Below are 18,501 nucleotides of genomic sequence, written 5' to 3' on the forward strand. Positions count from 1 at the left end.
TCCAGGCCGGTTGCTTCCCTTCGAGGTCGCGCCGCCCCTCATGAGGGGCGGCGCGACATCAATGATCGGTTATCCGCGAAATCGTTGACCTGAATCGAACATCGCTGCGCTGCGCTGTCGCAGATCAGCCGGCCTTTTCAGTCCTGGCAAAGCTTGTCTGTTTAGCAATACAATCCCACCAGTCCTGTATGTCGGCAAAGCGAGCCAGCAGTTTGCGCCCTTCCGCCACCTTGACGAAATAGCCGATGATCGGTGCCGCATGCAGGTCGGCGAGCGTCAGTTGATTGCCGAGCAACCACGGCCCCGGGGATCTCAATGATGAGAGCACCTGAAGGACCGTTTCTGCTTGTCGTAATCCGCTGACAATCAGCGCTTCGTCGGGCGCTTCCTTCTCCAGCCGCTCCACGGCGACATCCCAGACCATGGCCCGATAGCCATAGGCGTCGAGCATGCCGATGATCTGGTTCATCCGCGCGCGGCCGCGCGGATCGTTCGGCTGCAAGGGCGGTCCGTCGAAAGCTTCATCGACATAGCCCGTGATCGCGCTGGCCTCGAACAGGCGAAAACCGTCATGCTCGAAGGCGGGGATGCGGCCGAACGGGTGGTGCTCGAAATACCAGCCGGGGATGCCCTCGGCGGCGAAGACATCGACCGGGACAAGCTCATAGTCGACGCCCTTCTCCTCCAGCGTCATGCGCGCGATGCGCACATAGACGCTGTAATCCGCGCCGTAGAGGACCGGTTTGGCCATGTTGCCAGTCCTTTGCCTCGTTTTCGTTGGCCCAAAAAAGCGAAGGCTCCTTCCGGAGCCTTCGGCGTGTTGAACCCGCGGGTGCTTACGCCATCGCCTTCTGCAAATTCTCGTCGATTTTGTCGAGAAATCCGGTGGTCGACAGCCAAGGCTGGTCGGGGCCGATCAGCAGCGACAGGTCCTTGGTCATGAAGCCGGATTCGACCGTCTGGATGCAGACCTTTTCCAGCGTTTCGGCAAAACGCTTCAATTCGGCATTGTCGTCGAGCTTGGCGCGGTGGGCCAGCCCTCGGGTCCAGGCGAAGATCGAGGCGATCGAATTGGTCGAGGTTTCCTCGCCCTTCTGGTGCTGGCGATAGTGGCGCGTCACGGTGCCGTGCGCGGCTTCCGCTTCCACCGTCTTGCCGTCCGGCGTCATCAGCACCGACGTCATCAGGCCAAGTGAGCCGAACCCCTGCGCCACCGTGTCGGACTGTACGTCGCCGTCATAGTTCTTGCAGGCCCAGACATAGCCGCCCGACCATTTCAGGCTGGAGGCCACCATGTCGTCGATCAGGCGGTGCTCGTACCACAGCTTCTTGGACTTGAACTCGGCCTCGAACTCAGCCTCGTAGACCTCCTGGAAAATATCCTTGAAGCGGCCGTCATAGGCCTTGAGGATGGTGTTCTTGGTCGAGAGATAGACCGGGTAGTTGCGCAGCAGGCCGTAGTTCAGCGAAGCGCGGGCGAATTCGCGGATCGACTCGTCGAGATTGTACATGGCCATGGCGACGCCGGCGCCGGGCGCGTCGAACACGTCGTGCTCGATCACCTGGCCATCCTCGCCGACGAACTTGATCGTCAGCTTGCCCTTGCCGGGAAAACGGAAATCGGTGGCGCGGTACTGGTCGCCATAGGCGTGGCGGCCGACGATGATCGGCTTGGTCCAGCCGGGCACCAGCCGCGGCACGTTCTTCATGATGATCGGCTCGCGGAAGATGGTGCCGCCGAGAATGTTGCGGATGGTGCCGTTCGGCGACTTCCACATCTTCTTCAGCTTGAATTCCTCGACGCGCTGCTCGTCGGGCGTGATGGTCGCGCATTTCACGCCGACGCCGTATTTTTTGATGGCGTTGGCCGAATCGACGGTCACCTGGTCGTTGGTGGCGTCGCGATGCTCGATGCCGAGGTCGTAATATTCAAGCTTGAGGTCGAGATAAGGGTGGATCAGCTTGTCCTTGATGAACTGCCAAATGATGCGGGTCATCTCGTCGCCGTCGAGTTCGACGACCGGGTTCGCCACCTTGATCTTCGCCATGGAAAGAATGCCTCGTTGCTGGGAAATGGGACGGCCTTGCCCGCGTGGCGTTCGGCCGGGGATGCGCCCCTATATCAAAGCGTTTTTGGCCGCGCAAACGACGATCGGTCACGAAAGCGAAGCGATCGCCCCGCCATTTGCGAATGGTTCATTTTCGCGGCCGAATATGGCAGGGGACGCTGAAATGCCGCAAACAGCAGTTCATTGACAATCATGCCCGTCATCAAAGATTCCGATACCGCTTCAGTCGCCAGCCCCGCCATCATCCTCGTGGAGCCGCAGCTCGGCGAGAATATCGGCATGGTTGCGCGCGCCATGGCCAATTTCGGCCTGGTCGAACTTCGCCTCGTCAACCCGCGCGACGGCTGGCCGAACGAGAAGGCGCGGGCGGCGGCCAGCCGCGCCGACCATGTCATCGACGCCGTCAAGGTTTTCGACGATCTCGCCACGGCGATGGCCGACCTGAATTTCGTTTTCGCGACCACCGCAAGGCAACGCGACGGCTTCAAGCCCGTGCGCGGGCCGGTCGAGGCGGGCAGGGTGCTCCGGGCTCGCCATGGCATGGGTCAGCGAACCGGCATCCTGTTCGGCCGCGAGCGTTTCGGCCTCTATAATGACGAGGTTGGCCTCGCCGACGAGATCGTCACTTTTCCGGTCGATCCCGATTTTTCCTCGCTCAACATCGCCCAGGCCGCGCTTCTCATGTCCTACGAGTGGATGAAATCCGGCCTCGAGGACGAGACCAAGACCAACTTTACGGGTCCGGACATGAAGCCGGCCAGCAAGGAAGAACTGCACGGCCTGTTCGCCTATCTCGAAGGCGCACTCGAAGCGCGCGGCTATTTCCGGCCGGCGCCGAAGAAGCCGAAGATGGTTGACAATCTGCGCGCCGTATTGACCCGGGCGGGATTTGCCGAGCCGGAGCTCAAGGTGCTGCGCGGCATCATCTCGTCGCTGGACAGGTTCTCGCCGGCGATGCCGCGCGGCGACGGCTCTCCGGGAGATGATCCAAGGCGGCTTCCGGCAGCGGCGCGCGCCGGCGGTCCCGGCCGCAAGACCAATGCGGATCGTCAGGTGGCCGATGACGACGACAACGCCGCGCCGCCGCTCGGCGGCAAGGGAACCGACAATGACTGATCAGCCGATCCTGATGTTCGATTCCGGCATTGGCGGGCTGACTGTGCTGCGCGAGGCGCGCGTGCTGATGCCCGACCGCCGCTTCGTCTACATCGCCGACGATGCCGCCTTCCCCTTTGGCGCCTGGGAGGAACCGGCGCTGCGGGTCCATATTCTCGACCTGTTCGGCAAATTGCTCGACCGGTTCGCCCCGGCCATCTCGGTCATCGCCTGCAACACCGCCTCGACGCTGGTGATCGATGCGTTGCGCGAGAGATTTCCCGGCCATCCCTTTGTCGGCACCGTGCCTGCGATCAAGCCGGCGGCGGAGCGTACCCGCTCCGGCCTCGTCTCCGTGCTGGCGACGCCGGGCACGGTGAAACGGCAATACACGCGCGACCTGATCAGCAAATGGGCGCAGAAGTGCCATGTCCGGCTGGTCGGTAGCGACCGCCTGGCGGGGCTGGCCGAAGCCTATATGCGCGAAGGGTTCGTCGACGAGGAAGCCGTGCGCGCCGAGATCTCCCCGTGTTTCATCGAGCGCGACGGCATGCGCACCGACATCGCCGTGCTCGCCTGTACGCACTATCCTTTTCTGGTTAACCGCATGCGCAAGACCGCACCCTGGCCGGTCGACTGGATCGATCCTGCCGAAGCGATCGCCCGGCGGGCGATGTCGCTGCTGTCGCCGGTCAATGGGCAGTTGCCGCATGGTGAGCCGGACATCGCGGTCTTCACGTCCGGCAAGGCGGATTTTGCCACCAGCCGTTTGATGCAGGGCTTTGGACTGGCGGTCGCCTGATTTCCGGAACATTGGCGAGGCCGTTTCGTTTTCTCCCAGGCAATGAAGGGAGAAAAACCATGCCTGCCACCTCGAAAGCCCAGCAGAAGGCCGCCGGCGCCGCATTGTCGGCCAAGCGCGGCGAGACCAAGAAGAGCGAGCTCAAAGGCGCTTCCAAAGGGATGTACGAATCCATGAGCGAAAAGCAGCTCGAGGAATTCGCCGAAACCAAGCGCAAGGATCTGCCGGAGAAAAAGAAGCACTGAGGGAAGCGCTATTTGGCAACGACCTTCTTGAAGGGTTCGTCCAATGGCAAGAAATAGGCCCGCGACGGGGTCGCAGGCCTTAATGTTAGTCGGGTCAATTGCCGACGTAATCAGCGCCAGTGGCGGCTGTTAGCGCCAGTGGCAGCTGTTAGCGCCAGTGGCAACGTCGCACTTTTTGGCGAATGACATGGCGGTGACCATGGCTCCAGACGACGCGCTTCCTGACCACAATCCGGCATACCTGATGAGGCCGGTGGCCTTGCCAATGCCTTGCCATCGCCGGCTCAGGAGTAATGACGGCCATCGATCCGGCCAACACCGCCGCACCAGTCAGGCTTAGAAAGAACTTCTTCATCCGAATTCAGGCTCCTCTGCTCAAGTCCCTTCCTGGAGCGGTTCAGCTTCAGGGAATCGCCGCCCCGCTCCGATTTTTTACACAATCCCGGGTAGAAACCGCTAGCGCTTTCCGGGAATTGTTCTAATAGCGCGGGCGGCGCCAGTTGGAACCTTGACAGCGGTTAAATCTCTGTTTAACAGCGCTCCCAACACCGGGCCGCAACGCCCGGTGGTTTGTTTTGCATGCGCAAGACCTCGACGGAAGCCAGTCTGTTTTCCAAGGTCTTGTTTGAACTGACGTGTCCCGTGGGTTTTTCGCCGCGTTGCGTGGAAAAACCCTGTCAGGTCTCGAAAACGGAGGCCAGAGGAGGGCGCGTTTCCTTCACCCGGACCATGAGGCTCCGGGTTATGTTATTTTGAAAGGGAATGCGATGAGCAAGCGCGGATCCGCGAAGTACAAGATCGACCGCCGTCTCGGCGAAAACATCTGGGGCCGCCCGAAGTCCCCGGTCAACAAGCGTGAATACGGCCCCGGCCAGCACGGCCAGCGCCGCAAGGGCAAGCTTTCCGATTTCGGCCTGCAGCTGCGCGCCAAGCAGAAGCTGAAAGGCCACTATGGCGACGTTTCGGAAAAGCAGTTCCGCAAGGTCTATGAAGAGGCCGATCGCCGCAAGGGCGACACCTCGGAGAACCTGATCGGCCTGCTCGAGTCGCGTCTGGACGCGGTCGTCTATCGCGCCAAGTTCGTTCCGACCATTTTCGCCGCCCGCCAGTTCGTCAACCACGGCCACGTCAACGTCAACGGCAAGCGCGTCAACATCGGCTCGTACCGCTGCAAGCCGGGCGACGTCGTCGAAGTGCGTGAAAAGTCGAAGCAGCTGGTGATCGTCCTGGAATCGGTCGGCCTCGCCGAGCGCGACGTGCCGGACTACATCGAAGCCGATCACAACAAGATGACCGCGACCTTCTCGCGCATCCCGGGCCTGGCGGACGTTCCGTTCGCCGTCCAGATGGAACCGAACCTCGTCGTCGAATTCTATTCGCGTTAAGCGAAGGCTTTTTGCGAGACCGGAAGGGGCCGCCCATCGAGGCGGCCTTTTCTTTGTCGGCCATGTCCGCTAATCCGGGCGGCAACGAAGCTCCGAACGTTCGTTGCTCCAGGATTTGGAACCGACGCCATGAACATGCTGCCAGACGCTCAATCGCTTGAGCAGGCCGCCGACATCGAAGGCGGTTTTCACCCGCTGTTCGCCGATGTGCCGTCTTCGGTCGAGTTCAACAAATTGCGCAAGCGGCTGCTGCGGCTGACCCGCCAGGCGATCGAGGATTTTTCGATGGTCAGGCCAGGCGAGCGCTGGCTGGTGGCCCTGTCGGGCGGCAAGGATTCCTACGGCCTGCTTGCCATGCTGCTGGACCTCAAATGGCGCGGCCTGCTGCCGGTGGAGCTGCTGGCCTGCAATCTCGACCAGGGCCAGCCGAACTTTCCCAAGCACATCCTGCCCGATTACCTCAATGCCCACGGCATTGCACACCGCATCGAATACCAGGACACCTACTCCGTCGTCACCGACAAGCTGCCGCAGGGCAGCACCTATTGCTCGCTCTGTTCACGCCTGCGGCGTGGTCATCTCTATCGCGTAGCCCGAGAGGAGGGGTGCTCGGCGCTGGTGCTCGGCCATCATCGCGAGGACATTCTCGAAACCTTCTTCATGAACCTGTTCCACGGCGGCCGTCTCGCCGCCATGCCGCCAAAGCTGCTCAACGACGAGGGCGACGTCATGGTGCTGCGGCCGCTGAGCTATTGCGCCGAAATCGATCTGGAAAAGCTCGCCGCGGCGATGCGGTTCCCGATCATCCCTTGCGATCTCTGCGGCAGCCAGGAAGGTCTCCAGCGCAACGCCATGAAGGCCATGCTCGACGATATCGAAAAGCGCATGCCCGGGCGCAAGGACACGATGCTGCGTGCGTTGTCCAACACCAGGCCGTCGCATCTGCTCGACAGGAAACTGTTCGATTTCGCCGCACTCGATGAAACGCTCTCCAGCAGGCAAGACATTTCCGATGACATTTGACGATACCGCGATCGACTGGCTGGCCAGCACCCTGGCCGAAGCAGCCGAAGCCGAAATCATGCCGCGCTTTCGCCGGTTGGGCGGCGGCGACGTCCGCCAGAAGACGTCGGCCGCCGACCTGGTGACGGAAGCCGACGTTAGTGCCGAGCGGCTGATCACCGCCAAGCTGCGTGAGCGCTACCCAACGGCCATGATTGTCGGCGAGGAAGCCTGTTCCGACAATCCGGCGCTGCTCGACGGTCTTGGCGATGCCGATCTGGCTTTCACCATCGACCCGGTGGACGGCACTTTCAATTTCGCTTCCGGCGTGCCGTTGTTCGGCGTCATGCTGGGTGTCGTGGTCCGGGGTGAGACCGTCGCAGGCATCATCCACGATCCGGTCGGCAAGGACTGGCTGATCGGCGCCAGGGGCGCCGGCAGTCATATCAGGCACGCGCATGGCAACCTGGAAAAAGTGCGTGTCGCGGCGCCCGTGCCGATCTCGGGAATGACCGGCTCCGTCTCCTGGCAGTACATGGCCGAACCAGAGCGGTCGCGGCTGGCGCGCAACCAGACGAAAATCCTGTCGCAATTCGCCTATCGCTGCGCCGCGCATGAATATCGCCTGCTGGCCAGCGGCCATGCCCATTTCGTCGTCTACAACAAGCTGATGCCGTGGGACCATCTGCCCGGTGTCCTGATCCATGCCGAGGCCGGCGGCCACGCCGCGCGTTTCGACGCCAGTGCCTACCTACCGTCGCATGTCGGCGGCGGCCTGCTTGTCGCACCCGACCGGGAAAGCTGGCGCGAGTTGCGCAGCGAACTCTGGACGCAATAGCCGGCTGCCAATTCGATTACCAGCCGAGCGCCGCAAAGGCGACAATTCAATGCAGATCGGCAATGTGCCCCGAGACGGGTTGATTCTGCGGCTGGAACATCTTGCCGCGTTCGGCGATGAAGATCATCAGCAGGGCTGCGACCGAGACGCTGCAGAAGCCGGCGGCCAACGGCGTCACCGTGCCGTTGAAAGCCTGGCCGATCAGCGTGCCGAGAATGCCGCCGAGAAACGTCTGCATGAAGCCCAGGATGGACGAGGCCGTGCCGGCCAGTTGGCCGAGCGGCTCCATGGCGAGCGCGTTGAAATTCGCGCCGAGCGCGCCGAAAGGGAGCATGGCGCAGGCAAAGAAGGTGACGAACAGCCAGAGCGGCATCTTCATTTCCAGCGAAACCACCAGCCAGGCCAGGCTGATGACCAGAAACAACAGCAGCGCGCTCTGCGACAGGCGGCGCATGCCGACGCGGCCGACAAGACGCGAATTCAGGTAGTTGGAGAAGGCGAGCACGCCGGCAACGCCGGCGAAGATGACCGGAAACAATTCGCCGACATTGAATATGTCGACATAAATCTGCTGCGCCGAGGCGATGAAGCCGAACATGGCGCCGAAGATGAACGTACTGGCGAAGGCATAGCAGATCGCGACGCGGTTGGTCAGCACGATGCGGAACCCGCCGACAATGGCATTGACGGTCAATGGCCGGCGATATTCCGGATGTAGCGTCTCGGGCAGGCGCAGCAGCGACCAGGCCGAGACGACAAGCGCGCCGACGGCCATGGTGACGAAGATCAAATGCCAGGTCGCGAACAGCATGATGAACTGGCCGATGCCGGGAGCAATCACCGGGATCGCCATGAACACCATGAAGATCAGCGACATCACCTCGGCCATGCGCCGGCCATCGAACGTGTCGCGCACGATCGAGACGGCGATGACGCGGGTCGCGGCCGCACCGATGCCTTGCACGGCCCGGCAAAGTAGAAGCGTTTCAAAGCTTGGCGATATGGCGGCCGCGGCGGCCGCCGCCACATAAATGATCAGGCCGGCGACAAGCGGCGCACGGCGCCCGAATCGGTCCGAGAGCGGTCCGAAAAACAGCTGTCCGCCGCCAAAACCCAGAATATAGGCGGTGATGACATATTGCCGGTGGTTTTCGTTCTCGACGCCAAGCGAGGCGCCGATCTGCTGCAGCGCCGGCAGCATGATGTCGATGGCCAACGAATTGAGCGCCATCAGCGCTGCGCACAGCGCGATGAACTCCCAGCGCGGAATGGGCAATTTGCTTGCCGATTGCGGTGCTGACGTCTGCTGGTCCACGGCAAGTCCGATCTCTCAAACGAAAACGCGCCGGTGGCCCGGCGCATTGGCTCGTCCTGGTCCGGGTCCCGGACGCAAAATTGCCGAGGCGGGGCTGCCCCGGTGCTCAGGGCATGTCGACGGCGACATGCCCAACCGAAATCAGGCGGCGCCTTTGACGCTCACGCCCTTCTCGACAAGGAATGTCTGCAACTCGCCCGCCTGGAACATTTCGCGCACGATGTCGCAGCCACCGACGAATTCGCCCTTTACATAGAGCTGAGGGATCGTCGGCCAGTTGGAGTACTCCTTGATGCCCTGGCGCAGTTCGGCCGAATCCAGCACGTTCACGCCTTTGTAGTCGGCGCCGATATAGTCGAGGATCTGGACAACCTGGCCGGAAAATCCGCACTGCGGGAAACCGGGCGTGCCCTTCATGAAAAGCACGACGTCGTTGCCCTTCACTTCGTTGTCGATGTAGTCGTTGATGCCGCTCATGGAATATCCTTTCCCGCCTGTGGGAGTCAGGCTCGAAGCTTTTCCATCAGATAAACCCATAGGTTGCCCGAAACAAGACTTTAGCCGCGTGGTGGCCTGAATGGCGCAAAAGATGCGGCGTTTTGGGCCAAGCGACTTTGGCGTTGGAAGCCCCTAGTCCGGCACGCTGGTCTGCAGCGCCAGCGCGTGCAGCACGCCGCCCATATTGCCCTTCAGCGCGTCATAGACCATCTGGTGCTGCTGCACGCGGCTTTTTCCGCGAAAGCTCTCGGCCACGACTTCGGCCGCATAGTGATCGCCGTCGCCGGCAAGGTCACGGATGGTCACCCTGGCATCCGGGATGCCCTCCTTGATCAGTTTTTCGATGTCGCGGGCATCCATTGCCATGGCAAGTTCCTGTTTTCGGGCGGGCTGCGGCATGGCTGCCCGTGCGATGAGAGTCGGAGTGAACCTAAAGCCTTTCCGGCCGGGATTGAAGCCGTTCCGTCCAGCCCCAGCGCGATTGTGGCTCACGACGCGTTCTCGCTCTGACCGCCGGCGTCGTCCGCGGGGTCGTCCTCGGGCGTCGAGAAGGTCCGCCCAAGGCTGAAGGTCAGCACATAGAGGGGAAGGTTGATCGCCAGGTTGGCAATCGGCAGGTAGGCGGTCATCCGCCAGACGGGCGAGAAGAACGGCTGGCCGTAGCCATCGCAGGCCAGCGAGGAGCCATACTCCCACAGTGCCCCCAATGCGGCCGCGACGGCGAAAAGTTTTATGCAGGTGAAGATGTGCCTTGTCCGTGCCCGGTCCGGCAGAAGCCGGCTCCAAAGCACCAGGCAGACAAGCGGAACTGCATAGAAAAGGTTTTGCAGGCCAAGCATCGGAAGCGTGTCGTTGGCCGCGGCGAGGAACTCCGCGCGTGTATCCAACCGGGCGCAGACCTCGCTCGATGTCGTAGACAGCAGGAAAAAGACGAACGGGCCGAGAAACCAGTAGAAGAACAGCGATGGCCAGAAGACGACTGCAAGCAGTGCCCGGACGGCCAGTTTCCTGTGGTTGAGCATGATTTTTCCGAAAAAATCGTTTCCCACTTTTCGGGATCACGCTCTGCTCAAATGGCCTGATCCATGAAGCGCGGGAACCAGCCTTCGTGCGCGGCGGTCAATTCGCCGAGCGGGATCGCCCGTGCCTCGCCGAGTTTCAGCGTGTCGCCGCCGGTCGAGCCGATCCAGGGCGCGAAAATGGCGAGTTCGCTTTGCTGTTTGCGGATCGCGTCCCAGTCCTCACTGTCTGGATCGATTGACAGCGTCAGGAGATAGCGGCCCTGGTCCTCGCCGAACCAGACCGGAATAGGATCGGTGCCGGCCAGTCCGGGGACGGTCGCGCCGATGCCTGATGCCATCGCCATCTCGGCCAGCGCGACCGCAATGCCGCCGTCGGAAACGTCGTGAGCCGCGGTGACGATGCCGGACGCGATGAGCGCGCGCACATGGTCGCCGACACGCTTTTCATGGTCGAGGTCGACCGGCGGCGGCGGGCCGTCGCTGCGGCCGTGGATGTCGCGCAAGTAGACCGATTGGCCGAGATGCGTGCCCCATGAGGCCGGCGCGCCGACCAGCAGGATCATCTGGCCTTGCGCCGCGAAGCCGGCCCGCACCATCTTCGACCAGTCGGCGATCAGCCCGACGCCGCCGATGGTCGGTGTCGGCAGGATACCCTGGCCATTGGTTTCGTTGTAGAGCGAGACATTGCCCGAAACGATCGGGAAGCCGAGCGCGCGGCAGGCATCGCCAATGCCCTTCACCGCGCCGACCAACTGACCCATGATCTCCGGCCGTTCCGGATTGCCGAAATTGAGATTGTCGGTGGCGGCCAGCGGCAGCGCGCCGGTGGCGGTCAGGTTGCGCCAGCATTCGGCCACCGCCTGCTTGCCGCCCTCATAGGGATCGGCCTCGCAATAGCGCGGCGTCACGTCCGACGAGAAAGCCAGCGCTTTGGTCGGATGGCCTTCGACCCGCACCACGCCGGCATCGCCACCGGGAAGCTGCAGCGAATTGCCCTGGATCAGCGTGTCGTACTGTTCCCACACCCAGCGGCGCGACGACAGGTCAGGGCCGCCGAGCAGCTTCAGCAGTGCTTCGGCGACATCGGCCTGCGGAATGTCATTGGCCGCAAGCGGCGCCGGCTTCTTCGGCTCGACCCACGGACGGTCATATTCCGGTGCCTTGTCGCCGAGATCCTTGATCGGCAGGTCCGCAACCTGATCACCCTGATGCAGGACGCGAAAGCGCAGATCGTCGGTCGTCTTGCCGACTATGGCGAAGTCGAGCCCCCATTTGTGGAAGATCGCCTCGGCCTCCTTTTCCTTTTCGGGGCGCAGCACCATCAGCATGCGCTCCTGGCTTTCCGACAGCATCATCTCGTAGGCGCTCATGCGCTCCTCGCGCACCGGCACCTTGTCGAGCTCGAGCTCGATGCCGAGATCCCCCTTGGCGCCCATCTCGACCGCCGAGCAGGTAAGGCCGGCAGCACCCATGTCCTGGATAGCGATGACCGCACCGGACGCCATCAGTTCGAGACATGCTTCAAGCAGGCACTTTTCGGTGAAGGGATCGCCGACCTGCACGGTCGGGCGCTTCTCGTCGATCTTGTCGTCGAATTCGGCTGAGGCCATGGTGGCGCCGCCGACGCCGTCGCGACCGGTCTTGGCGCCGAGATAGACGACCGGCAGGCCGACGCCCTTGGCCTCCGACAGGAAAATCGCGTCCGTCTTGGCAAGACCCGCGGCAAAAGCGTTGACCAGGATATTGCCGTTGTAGCGGGCGTCGAAATTGACCTCGCCGCCGACCGTCGGCACGCCGAAGGAGTTGCCGTAGCCGCCGACGCCGGAAACCACTCCCGCCACCAGGTGCTTGGTCTTGGGATGATCGGGAGCACCGAAGCGCAAGGCGTTCATCGCCGCGATCGGCCGCGCGCCCATGGTGAAGACATCGCGCAATATGCCGCCGACGCCTGTCGCCGCCCCTTGGTAGGGCTCGATAAAGGAGGGGTGGTTGTGGCTCTCCATCTTGAAGACGACGCAGTCGCCGTCGCCGATATCGACCACGCCGGCATTCTCGCCGGGCCCCTGGATGACCCGCGGACCGGTCGTCGGCAGCGTGCGTAGCCATTTCTTCGAGGATTTATACGAGCAATGCTCGTTCCACATCGCCGAGAAGATGCCAAGTTCGGTGAAGCTCGGCTCGCGCCCGACGAGGTCGAGGATGCGCTGGTATTCGTCTGGCTTCAGCCCGTGCGCGGCAATGAGCTCGGGCGTGATCGGCACGGAATTGGAAATGGTCATGGGCGGCGGTTTTTATCCGTGGGAGCTTGGGATTTTGAGTCTCCTCTTATCGCAAGCTTTGCGGCCGATACACCCATGGACCGACGAAAAGTGGCTGAATCCGGAGAAAGCCGCGGCGCCTTGAACGCGCGTCCCACCGGACCGGACTCAACCGATGCGCCTCGGTCTTGCCTGGAGGCATGCCGTCGTCCTGAACCGCCGGCGCTCCAAGGCGATGCGGATCAGGAAAAACTGTCGTAGCCGGCGCGGCCTTCGTCGAGGAGCCTCCGGATCGCCGCAACGCCGTCCGCGATGTCCTTGCGCTGCCTGGGCTGCGAAATGCCGAAGCGCACGGCGTGGAAGACCTGCTCGGAACGGCCCGCCTTGAACTCGTCTTCGTCGTCGATCAGCACGCCGTGCTCGAGGCAGGCGTTCTTGAACGTGCCGGAAAGCCAGGGGTCGGGCAAGGTCAGCCAGACAAAGGGTATATTGTCCCGCGACTTGAACTCGAAGCCGGCCAAAGTCTCGCGCACGATGGCGGTGCGGGCGTTGATTTCGGCGATGGCGCGTTTGCGTATGTCCGCGGCCTGGCCCGTCAGCACCAGCCGGGCATTCACCTCGGCCAGCAGGAAAGGCATGCCGCCGGTCATCATCTTGTGGGCAACACGGATGCGATGGCGATAAGCAGGCGGGCAGGAAAGCCAGCCGCCGCGAACGCCAGCCGCTACCGATTTCGACAGGCCGCCTGCGACGATGGTGCGCTCGGGTGCATAGTCGGCCAGCATTGGCGTCGGATCTTCGGTCAGGCCGCCGTAAAGATCGTCCTCGATAATGACGACATTGTATTCACGCGCGATCCGCGCGATTGCCTCACGTCGCGCTGCCGGCAGGATCGCCAGCGTCGGATTCTGCACCGTAGGCATCAGAAAGATCATCTTCGGATGCTTTTGCGCGCAGACGCGCTCGAAATCGTCGGGGTCGAGACCCTGATGGTCCGATGCCACCAGCGCCGTGCGACGACCGATCAGGCCGGCGCTGCGCGAAATCTGCGAATAGGTCAGGTGCTCGAAGGCGACGTAATCGCCGGGCGTGGTCAGTGCGGCGATCGCCGCCATGACAGCGGCATGGGTACCGAGCGTCGGCACGATCGTATCGGCGCTCGGTCGAAACGAGTTGCGCGACAGCCAACTGGCGCCGGCCTCGAACCAGCGCTCGGGAAAATCCCGCGTGTAGCTCGAAATCTCATGCGCATGATCCGAAGCCGTGCGCGACAGCACTTCGGTGACGATGGCGCCCTGGCCGACATCGGGCGCCGCGGTGCTGTCGAAGCGCAGCTTGCCGCGCGGCGCATCGATGTCGCGCGTGCCTTGCGCGTCCGGCGCTATGAAGTCGGGCTTCGCGTTCTGCCGGCCGAGGACATAGGTGCCGCGCCCGACCTCGCCGCTGACCAGCCCGCGCTCGCGCAGCAATTGATAGGCCCTGCCGACCGTGCCGACGGTTGCGCCGATGTCATAGGCGAGATCCCGCTGCGGTGGCAGCTTTGCCCCGGCGTCGATCACGCCGCGGTCGATATCTGACTCAATGCTGTCAGCAAGGCGCTGATAAAGCGGGCCGGAGCTGGCCGTGAGGTCGGGAAGCCAATTTGTCATGGTGACAATTTTGTATATTGCGTCGAACGATGAGTCAATTCACATGCGTTGTGTGGAATAAAAGAGTGCAATTTGCAGCTTTGGTAGAGCGAAGATGGATACAATCGAGACAATCAGCCAGACAACCGCAGGATTGTTCGCCGCGCGACCTGTGGACCGCGGCGGCTTTGTCAGCCGCATCGTGCGTAGGGTCAAATCGCTGGGGCGCTGGATCGACGGCCTGCTGGAGCGCAGGCGCAGCCGGCTCGCCTTGCTGGACATGACCGACGACCAGTTGAAGGACATCGGCATTTCCCGCTGCGACGCCCATCGCGAAGGGATCAGGCCATTCTGGGAATGAACAGGCGCGATGCAATGTTCAATCCTGCTTGCGTGGCTGCACAACTGGCGCCCTGATCCGCGACAGGCCGCGGTCCGCAAGCACGGCGCCAACGCACAGCGCCAGGAAAAGGGCGGTGATGGCCAGCGAGGCGATGGCGACGCTGGCGATGCCGTACCTGGCGACATCGAGGAACGGGTAGGGCACTTCGCCTGTTATGGACGCCCCCGCCAGCGCATAGGCCAGATAAGCGAGCGGATAGAGCATCCACCAGGAAACGTCTCGCCATCGCGTCTTGCCGTCGGCACCGGCGGCCAGCCACCACAGCACGAACAGTGCAGGCGTCACATAGTGCAGCAGCACGTCGCACAGCAGGAACAGGCCCTGCGGCTGCCAGAGGCGTGCCAGCACGGTGGCGTAGACCATGAAGACCACGGTGATGGCGACGGCGACGCCTGCCCGCATCCGCGCTCCGGCAAAGGCCGGAAACCAGGCATGGCCGGCGGGCGACAGCAGCGACGCATGGACGAGCACCGCACCGATATTGGTCAGGATGGTAAAGAAGCTGAAGTAGAAGACGACCGAACCGATCAGGCCGCGGCCGGCTTCCATCGAGGCCGGAACGGTGATCGAGAACTGCAGGAAAAGACCGGCCAGCCCTGCGACCAGACCCGCGACCTGCAGCAGCCGGTCCATCTTACGCGGCGGCGGCGCAGGCCGGATTGCCGGCCTGCCAGCGGGCGATGTCGGAGCCGATGCGCGCGCCGAGCGGCTCGGCCATCAGCGGACCGAACACGTCTACACGGCTCGAATTGCCTTGCGCCTGCACCACCAGCAGCGGCTTGCCGCCATAATGCTTGGCCGGCACCAGCAGGAAGCGCGGCGTGCCGCTGAACGAATTCAGCTCATTGGCCATCTGGTAGGATTTGAAGGCCGGGTCCTTGCTGGCGATCCAGCATTTGTGGGCGGAGATCGCCACCTGTTCCATGGCCAGCAGCGCCGCGCTCTTGCCGGAAGGCGGCGGAGCGCTCTTCGGACCCGACTGGCAGGATGCCAGCGCAAGGCCGGCGGCAGCCAGGAGAGCAAAGCGAGCAATCGTCAGTCTCATCGTCAGGCCGCCCCCAGGTTCTGAAAGAATTTCGGAAGATATCAGGCGGCGATGCCGAGCGCGCCTTCGAACAACGCCCGCCCGTCATTGCCGCCATGTGCCGCTTCGATCAGGTTCTCGGGATGCGGCATCAGGCCCAGCACGTTGCCCTGGCTGCTGATGATGCCAGCGATGTCGTTGATCGAGCCGTTGGGATTGGTGCCGTCCGCATAGCGGAACACCACCTGGCCTTCGCCTTCCAGGCGTGCAAGCGTCTCGGCATCGGCGAAGTAGTTGCCGTCGTGATGCGCCACCGGCGAGCGGATGATCTGGCCCGGCTGGTAGCGGCGGGTGAACATGGTGTTGGCGTTGGCGATCTCGAGCTTCACCTGCCGGCAGACGAATTTGAGCGAGGAGTTGCGCATGAGCGCTCCCGGCAGCAGGCCGGCCTCGACCAGGATCTGGAAACCGTTGCAGACGCCGATGACCATGACGCCCTTGGCCGCCTTTTCAGCGACCGCCCGCATCACCGGCATGCGCGCCGCGATCGCGCCGCAGCGCAGATAGTCGCCGAAGGAGAAGCCGCCGGGAATGGCGATCAGGTCGACATCCGGGATTTCGGTGTCGGTCTGCCAGACCGTGGCTGGCGCCTTGCCGGAAATCTTGGTCAGCGCCGCGATCATATCGCGGTCGCGGTTAAGGCCAGGCAAGAGGACGACGGCTGATTTCATTTTGTTGGCACCCTGATCGTTTGGGTCAATCTGATCTGTCTCGTGAGGAACGCCATTTAGTCAGCTATTTCGACGAACCATGAAGGCAATCTCTCATGGTCTTGGATCATAAGGCGTTTGTGCCTTTTTCGGCCAGTTCGCGCAATTCGAGGCGCTGCTCGATTCGCTCCAGACGTTGATCGATACGGCTTGTTATTGAGTAGATATTGTTGATGTCTGTCTGCGTGCTCAACGCCTGCAATCTGATCGCGACGATCTCGTGCTTAACCTCGCCGAGACCATTCTCAAGTCGATCCATTCGCGAATGAATTTTCTTCAGCAGTTCGTACATCGTCGGTGACTTCGGGCATCCGTGCCTCCGGCGCAACCTCAGGTAAGCGTCACACTATAGTTCTCAATCACCGTGTTCGCCAGCAGTCTGTCGCACATGGCCCTGAGATCGGCCTCGGCCTTGGCCTTGTCGGTCCCGGCGAGCTCGACGTCAAACACCTTGCCTTGCCGCACCGAGCCGATACCGTCAAAACCTAGCCCCGACAGCGCATGCTCGATCGCCTTGCCTTGCGGGTCCAGCACGCCGTTCTTGAGGGTTACGGTGATACGGGCTTTCATCGATGCTCCTGAATGATCGGTATCGGTCTGCGCCGGACCTGCCGTTTCCGGCAAGCCCGTTGCTGGCAATTAGTGCTTCATGCCCTTCGGCGGCTCGCTCGACGCGACGAGCACCGGTCCGGTTGGACGCGGCGGCTCATTCTCGTTCATGATACCGAGACGGCGGGCGACTTCCTGGTAGGCCTCCACGAGGCCGCCCATGTCGCGGCGGAAACGGTCCTTGTCGAGCTTGTCCTGCGTCGCCACGTCCCACAGCCGGCAGGAATCGGGCGAGATCTCGTCGGCGACGACGATGCGCATCATGTCGCCCTCGAACAGGCGTCCGCATTCGATCTTGAAATCGACGAGCTGGATGCCGACGCCCATGAACAGGCCGGACAGGAAGTCGTTGACGCGAATGGCCAGCGCCATGACGTCGTCGATTTCCTGCGGGCTCGCCCAGCCGAAGGCCGTGATGTGTTCTTCAGAGACCATCGGGTCGTCGAGCGCATCGGCCTTGTAATAGAATTCGATGATCGAGCGGGGCAGGACCGTGCCTTCCTCGATGCCAAGGCGCTTGGACAGCGAACCGGCGGCGACATTGCGCACCACCACTTCGAGCGGGATGATCTCGACCTCCTTGATCAGCTGCTCGCGCATGTTGAGCCGGCGGATGAAGTGGGTCGGAATGCCCATCCGGTTGAGATGATTGAAGATGTGCTCGGAAATGCGATTGTTAAGCACGCCCTTGCCATCGACGACTTCGTGTTTTTTCTTGTTGAACGCGGTGGCGTCATCCTTGAAGAACTGGATCAGCGTCCCGGGCTCAGGGCCTTCATAAAGTATCTTGGCCTTGCCTTCATAAATGCGGCGGCGATTTTTCATTTGATTTTTCTCTGGATTTGCGGGCAGGCGGCAAGCGACCAGTTCCTGTCCGTCTGCCTAAATTAGTGTGGCGACGGTGGCGTTCAATGCCGGTGTCTATCGTAATCGCCTTGTTTGCTCAATCGGCAAATCCTTTCAATCAACTGCTTTCGGGACCGAAATGCCGCAGCGCAGCAAGCCACGAAGCGTATTGACCGGCCGCCAGCCTTTTGGTTTGTGCTTCGCCATCACATATTCATCAATGCCAGCGAATCGATTTCCATCGGAGGGACGCCATGAGCAACATGAAGGATCGCGAAGAGGGTTTTGAGCGCAAATTCGTGTTCGACGAGGAGCTTCGGTTCAAGGCGTCGGCGCGCCGCAACAAGGCTCTCGGCCTTTGGGCCGCGGAAAAGCTCGGGAAATCCGGCGCCGAGGCCGATGCCTACGCCAAGGAAGTGGTTGTTTCCGATATCGAGGAAGCCGGCGATCACGACGTCTTCCGCAAGATCCGCAAGGATTTCGACGCTGCCGGCGTCAGCCAGTCGGACCATCAGATCCGCCGCACCATGGACGAATTGATGGCGCAGGCGATCGAGCAGATCAAGAACACCTGATCCAGCCGAAGCAGGTTTCTGCAAAAGTGTCCCATGGTTTTGCGACGAAACCTGCGGCAAATAGGAGAACGACTGGACCAATCGACCGCCCGGCCCAGCCGGGCGGTTTTTCTTTGC

General features: G+C 62.2%; 23 protein-coding genes. 8 read left to right on the forward strand and 15 right to left on the reverse strand.

Annotated elements, in window-relative coordinates; all coding sequences use genetic code 11:
* Window positions 1-124: 124 nt before the first annotated feature.
* Entirely contained in the window at window positions 125-751 is a 627-nt protein-coding gene (locus tag ACIU1A_RS09600) for a glutathione S-transferase family protein (RefSeq protein WP_404927192.1), read from the reverse strand.
* A gap of 85 nt (window positions 752-836) precedes the next feature.
* A complete protein-coding gene (locus ACIU1A_RS09605; RefSeq protein ID WP_140493857.1) occupies window positions 837-2,048 on the reverse strand; it encodes an NADP-dependent isocitrate dehydrogenase in 1,212 nt (403 codons plus the stop codon).
* 213 nt (window positions 2,049-2,261) lie between these two features.
* Here ACIU1A_RS09605 and ACIU1A_RS09610 point away from each other — a divergent pair, with 213 nt between their 5' ends.
* Genes ACIU1A_RS09610 through ACIU1A_RS09620 form a run of 3 tightly spaced genes read left to right on the forward strand, consistent with a single transcriptional unit; the run spans window position 2,262 to window position 4,211 of the window.
* Window positions 2,262-3,185 carry an RNA methyltransferase gene (locus ACIU1A_RS09610; RefSeq protein WP_404927193.1) on the forward strand — a complete coding sequence of 308 codons (924 nt, stop codon included), beginning with the start codon at window positions 2,262-2,264 and terminating at the stop codon, window positions 3,183-3,185.
* On the forward strand, window positions 3,178-3,966 hold the full coding sequence (murI, locus tag ACIU1A_RS09615; protein WP_404927194.1) for a glutamate racemase: 789 nt from the start codon (window positions 3,178-3,180) through the stop codon (window positions 3,964-3,966). The genes ACIU1A_RS09610 and murI overlap by 8 nt, the downstream gene beginning before the upstream one ends.
* Window positions 3,967-4,025: 59 nt before the next feature.
* Window positions 4,026-4,211, forward strand: a complete 186-nt coding sequence (locus tag ACIU1A_RS09620; protein WP_140493851.1) for a DUF3008 family protein — start codon at window positions 4,026-4,028, stop codon at window positions 4,209-4,211.
* Between the two features lie 148 nt (window positions 4,212-4,359).
* Here the strand turns inward: ACIU1A_RS09620 and ACIU1A_RS09625 are convergent, their stop codons facing one another.
* A complete protein-coding gene (locus ACIU1A_RS09625; protein WP_404927195.1) occupies window positions 4,360-4,566 on the reverse strand; it encodes a hypothetical protein in 207 nt (68 codons plus the stop codon).
* A gap of 412 nt (window positions 4,567-4,978) precedes the next feature.
* Between ACIU1A_RS09625 and rpsD the strand changes: the two genes are divergently transcribed.
* From rpsD to ACIU1A_RS09640, 3 genes are all read left to right on the forward strand, one after another.
* Entirely contained in the window at window positions 4,979-5,596 is a 618-nt protein-coding gene (gene rpsD / locus ACIU1A_RS09630) for a 30S ribosomal protein S4 (protein WP_404927196.1), read from the forward strand.
* A 129-nt stretch (window positions 5,597-5,725) separates the two neighbouring features.
* Window positions 5,726-6,619 carry a tRNA 2-thiocytidine(32) synthetase TtcA gene (gene ttcA, locus ACIU1A_RS09635; protein ID WP_140493845.1) on the forward strand — a complete coding sequence of 298 codons (894 nt, stop codon included), beginning with the start codon at window positions 5,726-5,728 and terminating at the stop codon, window positions 6,617-6,619.
* Window positions 6,609-7,436: an inositol monophosphatase family protein gene (locus tag ACIU1A_RS09640; RefSeq protein ID WP_140656062.1), complete on the forward strand. Its 828-nt coding sequence runs from the start codon at window positions 6,609-6,611 to the stop codon at window positions 7,434-7,436. The genes ttcA and ACIU1A_RS09640 overlap by 11 nt, the downstream gene beginning before the upstream one ends.
* A 46-nt stretch (window positions 7,437-7,482) precedes the next feature.
* On the opposite strand, the gene ACIU1A_RS09645 is transcribed toward ACIU1A_RS09640, so the two are convergent.
* From ACIU1A_RS09645 to ACIU1A_RS09670, 6 genes are all read right to left on the reverse strand, one after another.
* Window positions 7,483-8,751 (reverse strand): multidrug effflux MFS transporter, encoded by a 1,269-nt coding sequence (locus ACIU1A_RS09645; protein ID WP_140631631.1) that lies wholly within the window; start codon window positions 8,749-8,751, stop codon window positions 7,483-7,485.
* A 141-nt stretch (window positions 8,752-8,892) separates the two neighbouring features.
* The gene (grxD, locus tag ACIU1A_RS09650) at window positions 8,893-9,228 is read right to left on the reverse strand and encodes a Grx4 family monothiol glutaredoxin (protein WP_013532137.1); all 336 of its coding nucleotides are present in this window, start codon (window positions 9,226-9,228) and stop codon (window positions 8,893-8,895) included.
* 153 nt (window positions 9,229-9,381) lie between these two features.
* Entirely contained in the window at window positions 9,382-9,615 is a 234-nt protein-coding gene (locus tag ACIU1A_RS09655) for a BolA/IbaG family iron-sulfur metabolism protein (protein WP_140493839.1), read from the reverse strand.
* Window positions 9,616-9,737: 122 nt separating this feature from the next.
* Window positions 9,738-10,271, reverse strand: coding sequence for a hypothetical protein (locus ACIU1A_RS09660; protein ID WP_140671751.1), 534 nt, complete (start codon window positions 10,269-10,271; stop codon window positions 9,738-9,740).
* A gap of 47 nt (window positions 10,272-10,318) precedes the next feature.
* Window positions 10,319-12,550 carry a phosphoribosylformylglycinamidine synthase subunit PurL gene (gene purL / locus ACIU1A_RS09665; RefSeq protein WP_140671749.1) on the reverse strand — a complete coding sequence of 744 codons (2,232 nt, stop codon included), beginning with the start codon at window positions 12,548-12,550 and terminating at the stop codon, window positions 10,319-10,321.
* 221 nt (window positions 12,551-12,771) lie between these two features.
* Window positions 12,772-14,178: a PLP-dependent aminotransferase family protein gene (locus ACIU1A_RS09670; protein ID WP_404927197.1), complete on the reverse strand. Its 1,407-nt coding sequence runs from the start codon at window positions 14,176-14,178 to the stop codon at window positions 12,772-12,774.
* A gap of 94 nt (window positions 14,179-14,272) precedes the next feature.
* Between ACIU1A_RS09670 and ACIU1A_RS09675 the strand changes: the two genes are divergently transcribed.
* Window positions 14,273-14,518 carry a DUF1127 domain-containing protein gene (locus ACIU1A_RS09675; protein ID WP_404927198.1) on the forward strand — a complete coding sequence of 82 codons (246 nt, stop codon included), beginning with the start codon at window positions 14,273-14,275 and terminating at the stop codon, window positions 14,516-14,518.
* Window positions 14,519-14,536: 18 nt separating this feature from the next.
* On the opposite strand, the gene ACIU1A_RS09680 is transcribed toward ACIU1A_RS09675, so the two are convergent.
* From ACIU1A_RS09680 to purC, 6 genes are all read right to left on the reverse strand, one after another.
* Window positions 14,537-15,193, reverse strand: a complete 657-nt coding sequence (locus ACIU1A_RS09680) for a Pr6Pr family membrane protein (protein ID WP_404927199.1) — start codon at window positions 15,191-15,193, stop codon at window positions 14,537-14,539.
* A gap of 1 nt (window position 15,194) precedes the next feature.
* Window positions 15,195-15,605, reverse strand: coding sequence for a hypothetical protein (locus ACIU1A_RS09685; protein WP_140517698.1), 411 nt, complete (start codon window positions 15,603-15,605; stop codon window positions 15,195-15,197).
* Between the two features lie 41 nt (window positions 15,606-15,646).
* Complete coding sequence (gene purQ / locus ACIU1A_RS09690) at window positions 15,647-16,315, reverse strand: phosphoribosylformylglycinamidine synthase subunit PurQ (protein ID WP_140493824.1); 669 nt, start codon at window positions 16,313-16,315, stop codon at window positions 15,647-15,649.
* 106 nt (window positions 16,316-16,421) lie between these two features.
* The gene (locus ACIU1A_RS09695) at window positions 16,422-16,646 is read right to left on the reverse strand and encodes a hypothetical protein (RefSeq protein ID WP_246670994.1); all 225 of its coding nucleotides are present in this window, start codon (window positions 16,644-16,646) and stop codon (window positions 16,422-16,424) included.
* 38 nt (window positions 16,647-16,684) lie between these two features.
* Window positions 16,685-16,924, reverse strand: a complete 240-nt coding sequence (purS, locus tag ACIU1A_RS09700) for a phosphoribosylformylglycinamidine synthase subunit PurS (RefSeq protein ID WP_140625559.1) — start codon at window positions 16,922-16,924, stop codon at window positions 16,685-16,687.
* A gap of 69 nt (window positions 16,925-16,993) precedes the next feature.
* Window positions 16,994-17,788, reverse strand: coding sequence for a phosphoribosylaminoimidazolesuccinocarboxamide synthase (purC, locus tag ACIU1A_RS09705; protein WP_127282327.1), 795 nt, complete (start codon window positions 17,786-17,788; stop codon window positions 16,994-16,996).
* A gap of 275 nt (window positions 17,789-18,063) precedes the next feature.
* Here purC and ACIU1A_RS09710 point away from each other — a divergent pair, with 275 nt between their 5' ends.
* Window positions 18,064-18,384, forward strand: a complete 321-nt coding sequence (locus tag ACIU1A_RS09710; protein ID WP_140493820.1) for a DUF1476 domain-containing protein — start codon at window positions 18,064-18,066, stop codon at window positions 18,382-18,384.
* Window positions 18,385-18,501 lie beyond the last annotated feature (117 nt).

The organism is Mesorhizobium maamorense, assembly GCF_044998965.1.
In the GTDB taxonomy this organism is placed as follows: Bacteria; Pseudomonadota; Alphaproteobacteria; order Rhizobiales; family Rhizobiaceae; genus Mesorhizobium.

Bases quoted from the DNA above. Each gene is read 5' to 3' on its own strand.
- rpsD (WP_404927196.1), top strand. From the start codon at position 4,979: ATGAGCAAGCGCGGATCCGCGAAGTACAAGATCGACCGCCGTCTCGGC.
- ACIU1A_RS09675 (WP_404927198.1), top strand. From the start codon at position 14,273: ATGGATACAATCGAGACAATCAGCCAGACAACCGCAGGATTGTTCGCC.
- ACIU1A_RS09655 (WP_140493839.1), bottom strand. From the start codon at position 9,615: ATGGCAATGGATGCCCGCGACATCGAAAAACTGATCAAGGAGGGCATC.
- ACIU1A_RS09660 (WP_140671751.1), bottom strand. From the start codon at position 10,271: ATGCTCAACCACAGGAAACTGGCCGTCCGGGCACTGCTTGCAGTCGTC.
- ACIU1A_RS09605 (WP_140493857.1), bottom strand. From the start codon at position 2,048: ATGGCGAAGATCAAGGTGGCGAACCCGGTCGTCGAACTCGACGGCGAC.
- ACIU1A_RS09680 (WP_404927199.1), bottom strand. From the start codon at position 15,193: ATGGACCGGCTGCTGCAGGTCGCGGGTCTGGTCGCAGGGCTGGCCGGT.
- ACIU1A_RS09610 (WP_404927193.1), top strand. From the start codon at position 2,262: ATGCCCGTCATCAAAGATTCCGATACCGCTTCAGTCGCCAGCCCCGCC.
- purL (WP_140671749.1), bottom strand. From the start codon at position 12,550: ATGACCATTTCCAATTCCGTGCCGATCACGCCCGAGCTCATTGCCGCG.
- ttcA (WP_140493845.1), top strand. From the start codon at position 5,726: ATGAACATGCTGCCAGACGCTCAATCGCTTGAGCAGGCCGCCGACATC.
- purS (WP_140625559.1), bottom strand. From the start codon at position 16,924: ATGAAAGCCCGTATCACCGTAACCCTCAAGAACGGCGTGCTGGACCCG.
- murI (WP_404927194.1), top strand. From the start codon at position 3,178: ATGACTGATCAGCCGATCCTGATGTTCGATTCCGGCATTGGCGGGCTG.
- purQ (WP_140493824.1), bottom strand. From the start codon at position 16,315: ATGAAATCAGCCGTCGTCCTCTTGCCTGGCCTTAACCGCGACCGCGAT.
- ACIU1A_RS09640 (WP_140656062.1), top strand. From the start codon at position 6,609: ATGACATTTGACGATACCGCGATCGACTGGCTGGCCAGCACCCTGGCC.
- grxD (WP_013532137.1), bottom strand. From the start codon at position 9,228: ATGAGCGGCATCAACGACTACATCGACAACGAAGTGAAGGGCAACGAC.
- ACIU1A_RS09620 (WP_140493851.1), top strand. From the start codon at position 4,026: ATGCCTGCCACCTCGAAAGCCCAGCAGAAGGCCGCCGGCGCCGCATTG.
- ACIU1A_RS09600 (WP_404927192.1), bottom strand. From the start codon at position 751: ATGGCCAAACCGGTCCTCTACGGCGCGGATTACAGCGTCTATGTGCGC.
- purC (WP_127282327.1), bottom strand. From the start codon at position 17,788: ATGAAAAATCGCCGCCGCATTTATGAAGGCAAGGCCAAGATACTTTAT.
- ACIU1A_RS09670 (WP_404927197.1), bottom strand. From the start codon at position 14,178: ATGACAAATTGGCTTCCCGACCTCACGGCCAGCTCCGGCCCGCTTTAT.
- ACIU1A_RS09625 (WP_404927195.1), bottom strand. From the start codon at position 4,566: ATGAAGAAGTTCTTTCTAAGCCTGACTGGTGCGGCGGTGTTGGCCGGA.
- ACIU1A_RS09685 (WP_140517698.1), bottom strand. From the start codon at position 15,605: ATGAGACTGACGATTGCTCGCTTTGCTCTCCTGGCTGCCGCCGGCCTT.
- ACIU1A_RS09710 (WP_140493820.1), top strand. From the start codon at position 18,064: ATGAGCAACATGAAGGATCGCGAAGAGGGTTTTGAGCGCAAATTCGTG.
- ACIU1A_RS09695 (WP_246670994.1), bottom strand. From the start codon at position 16,646: ATGTACGAACTGCTGAAGAAAATTCATTCGCGAATGGATCGACTTGAG.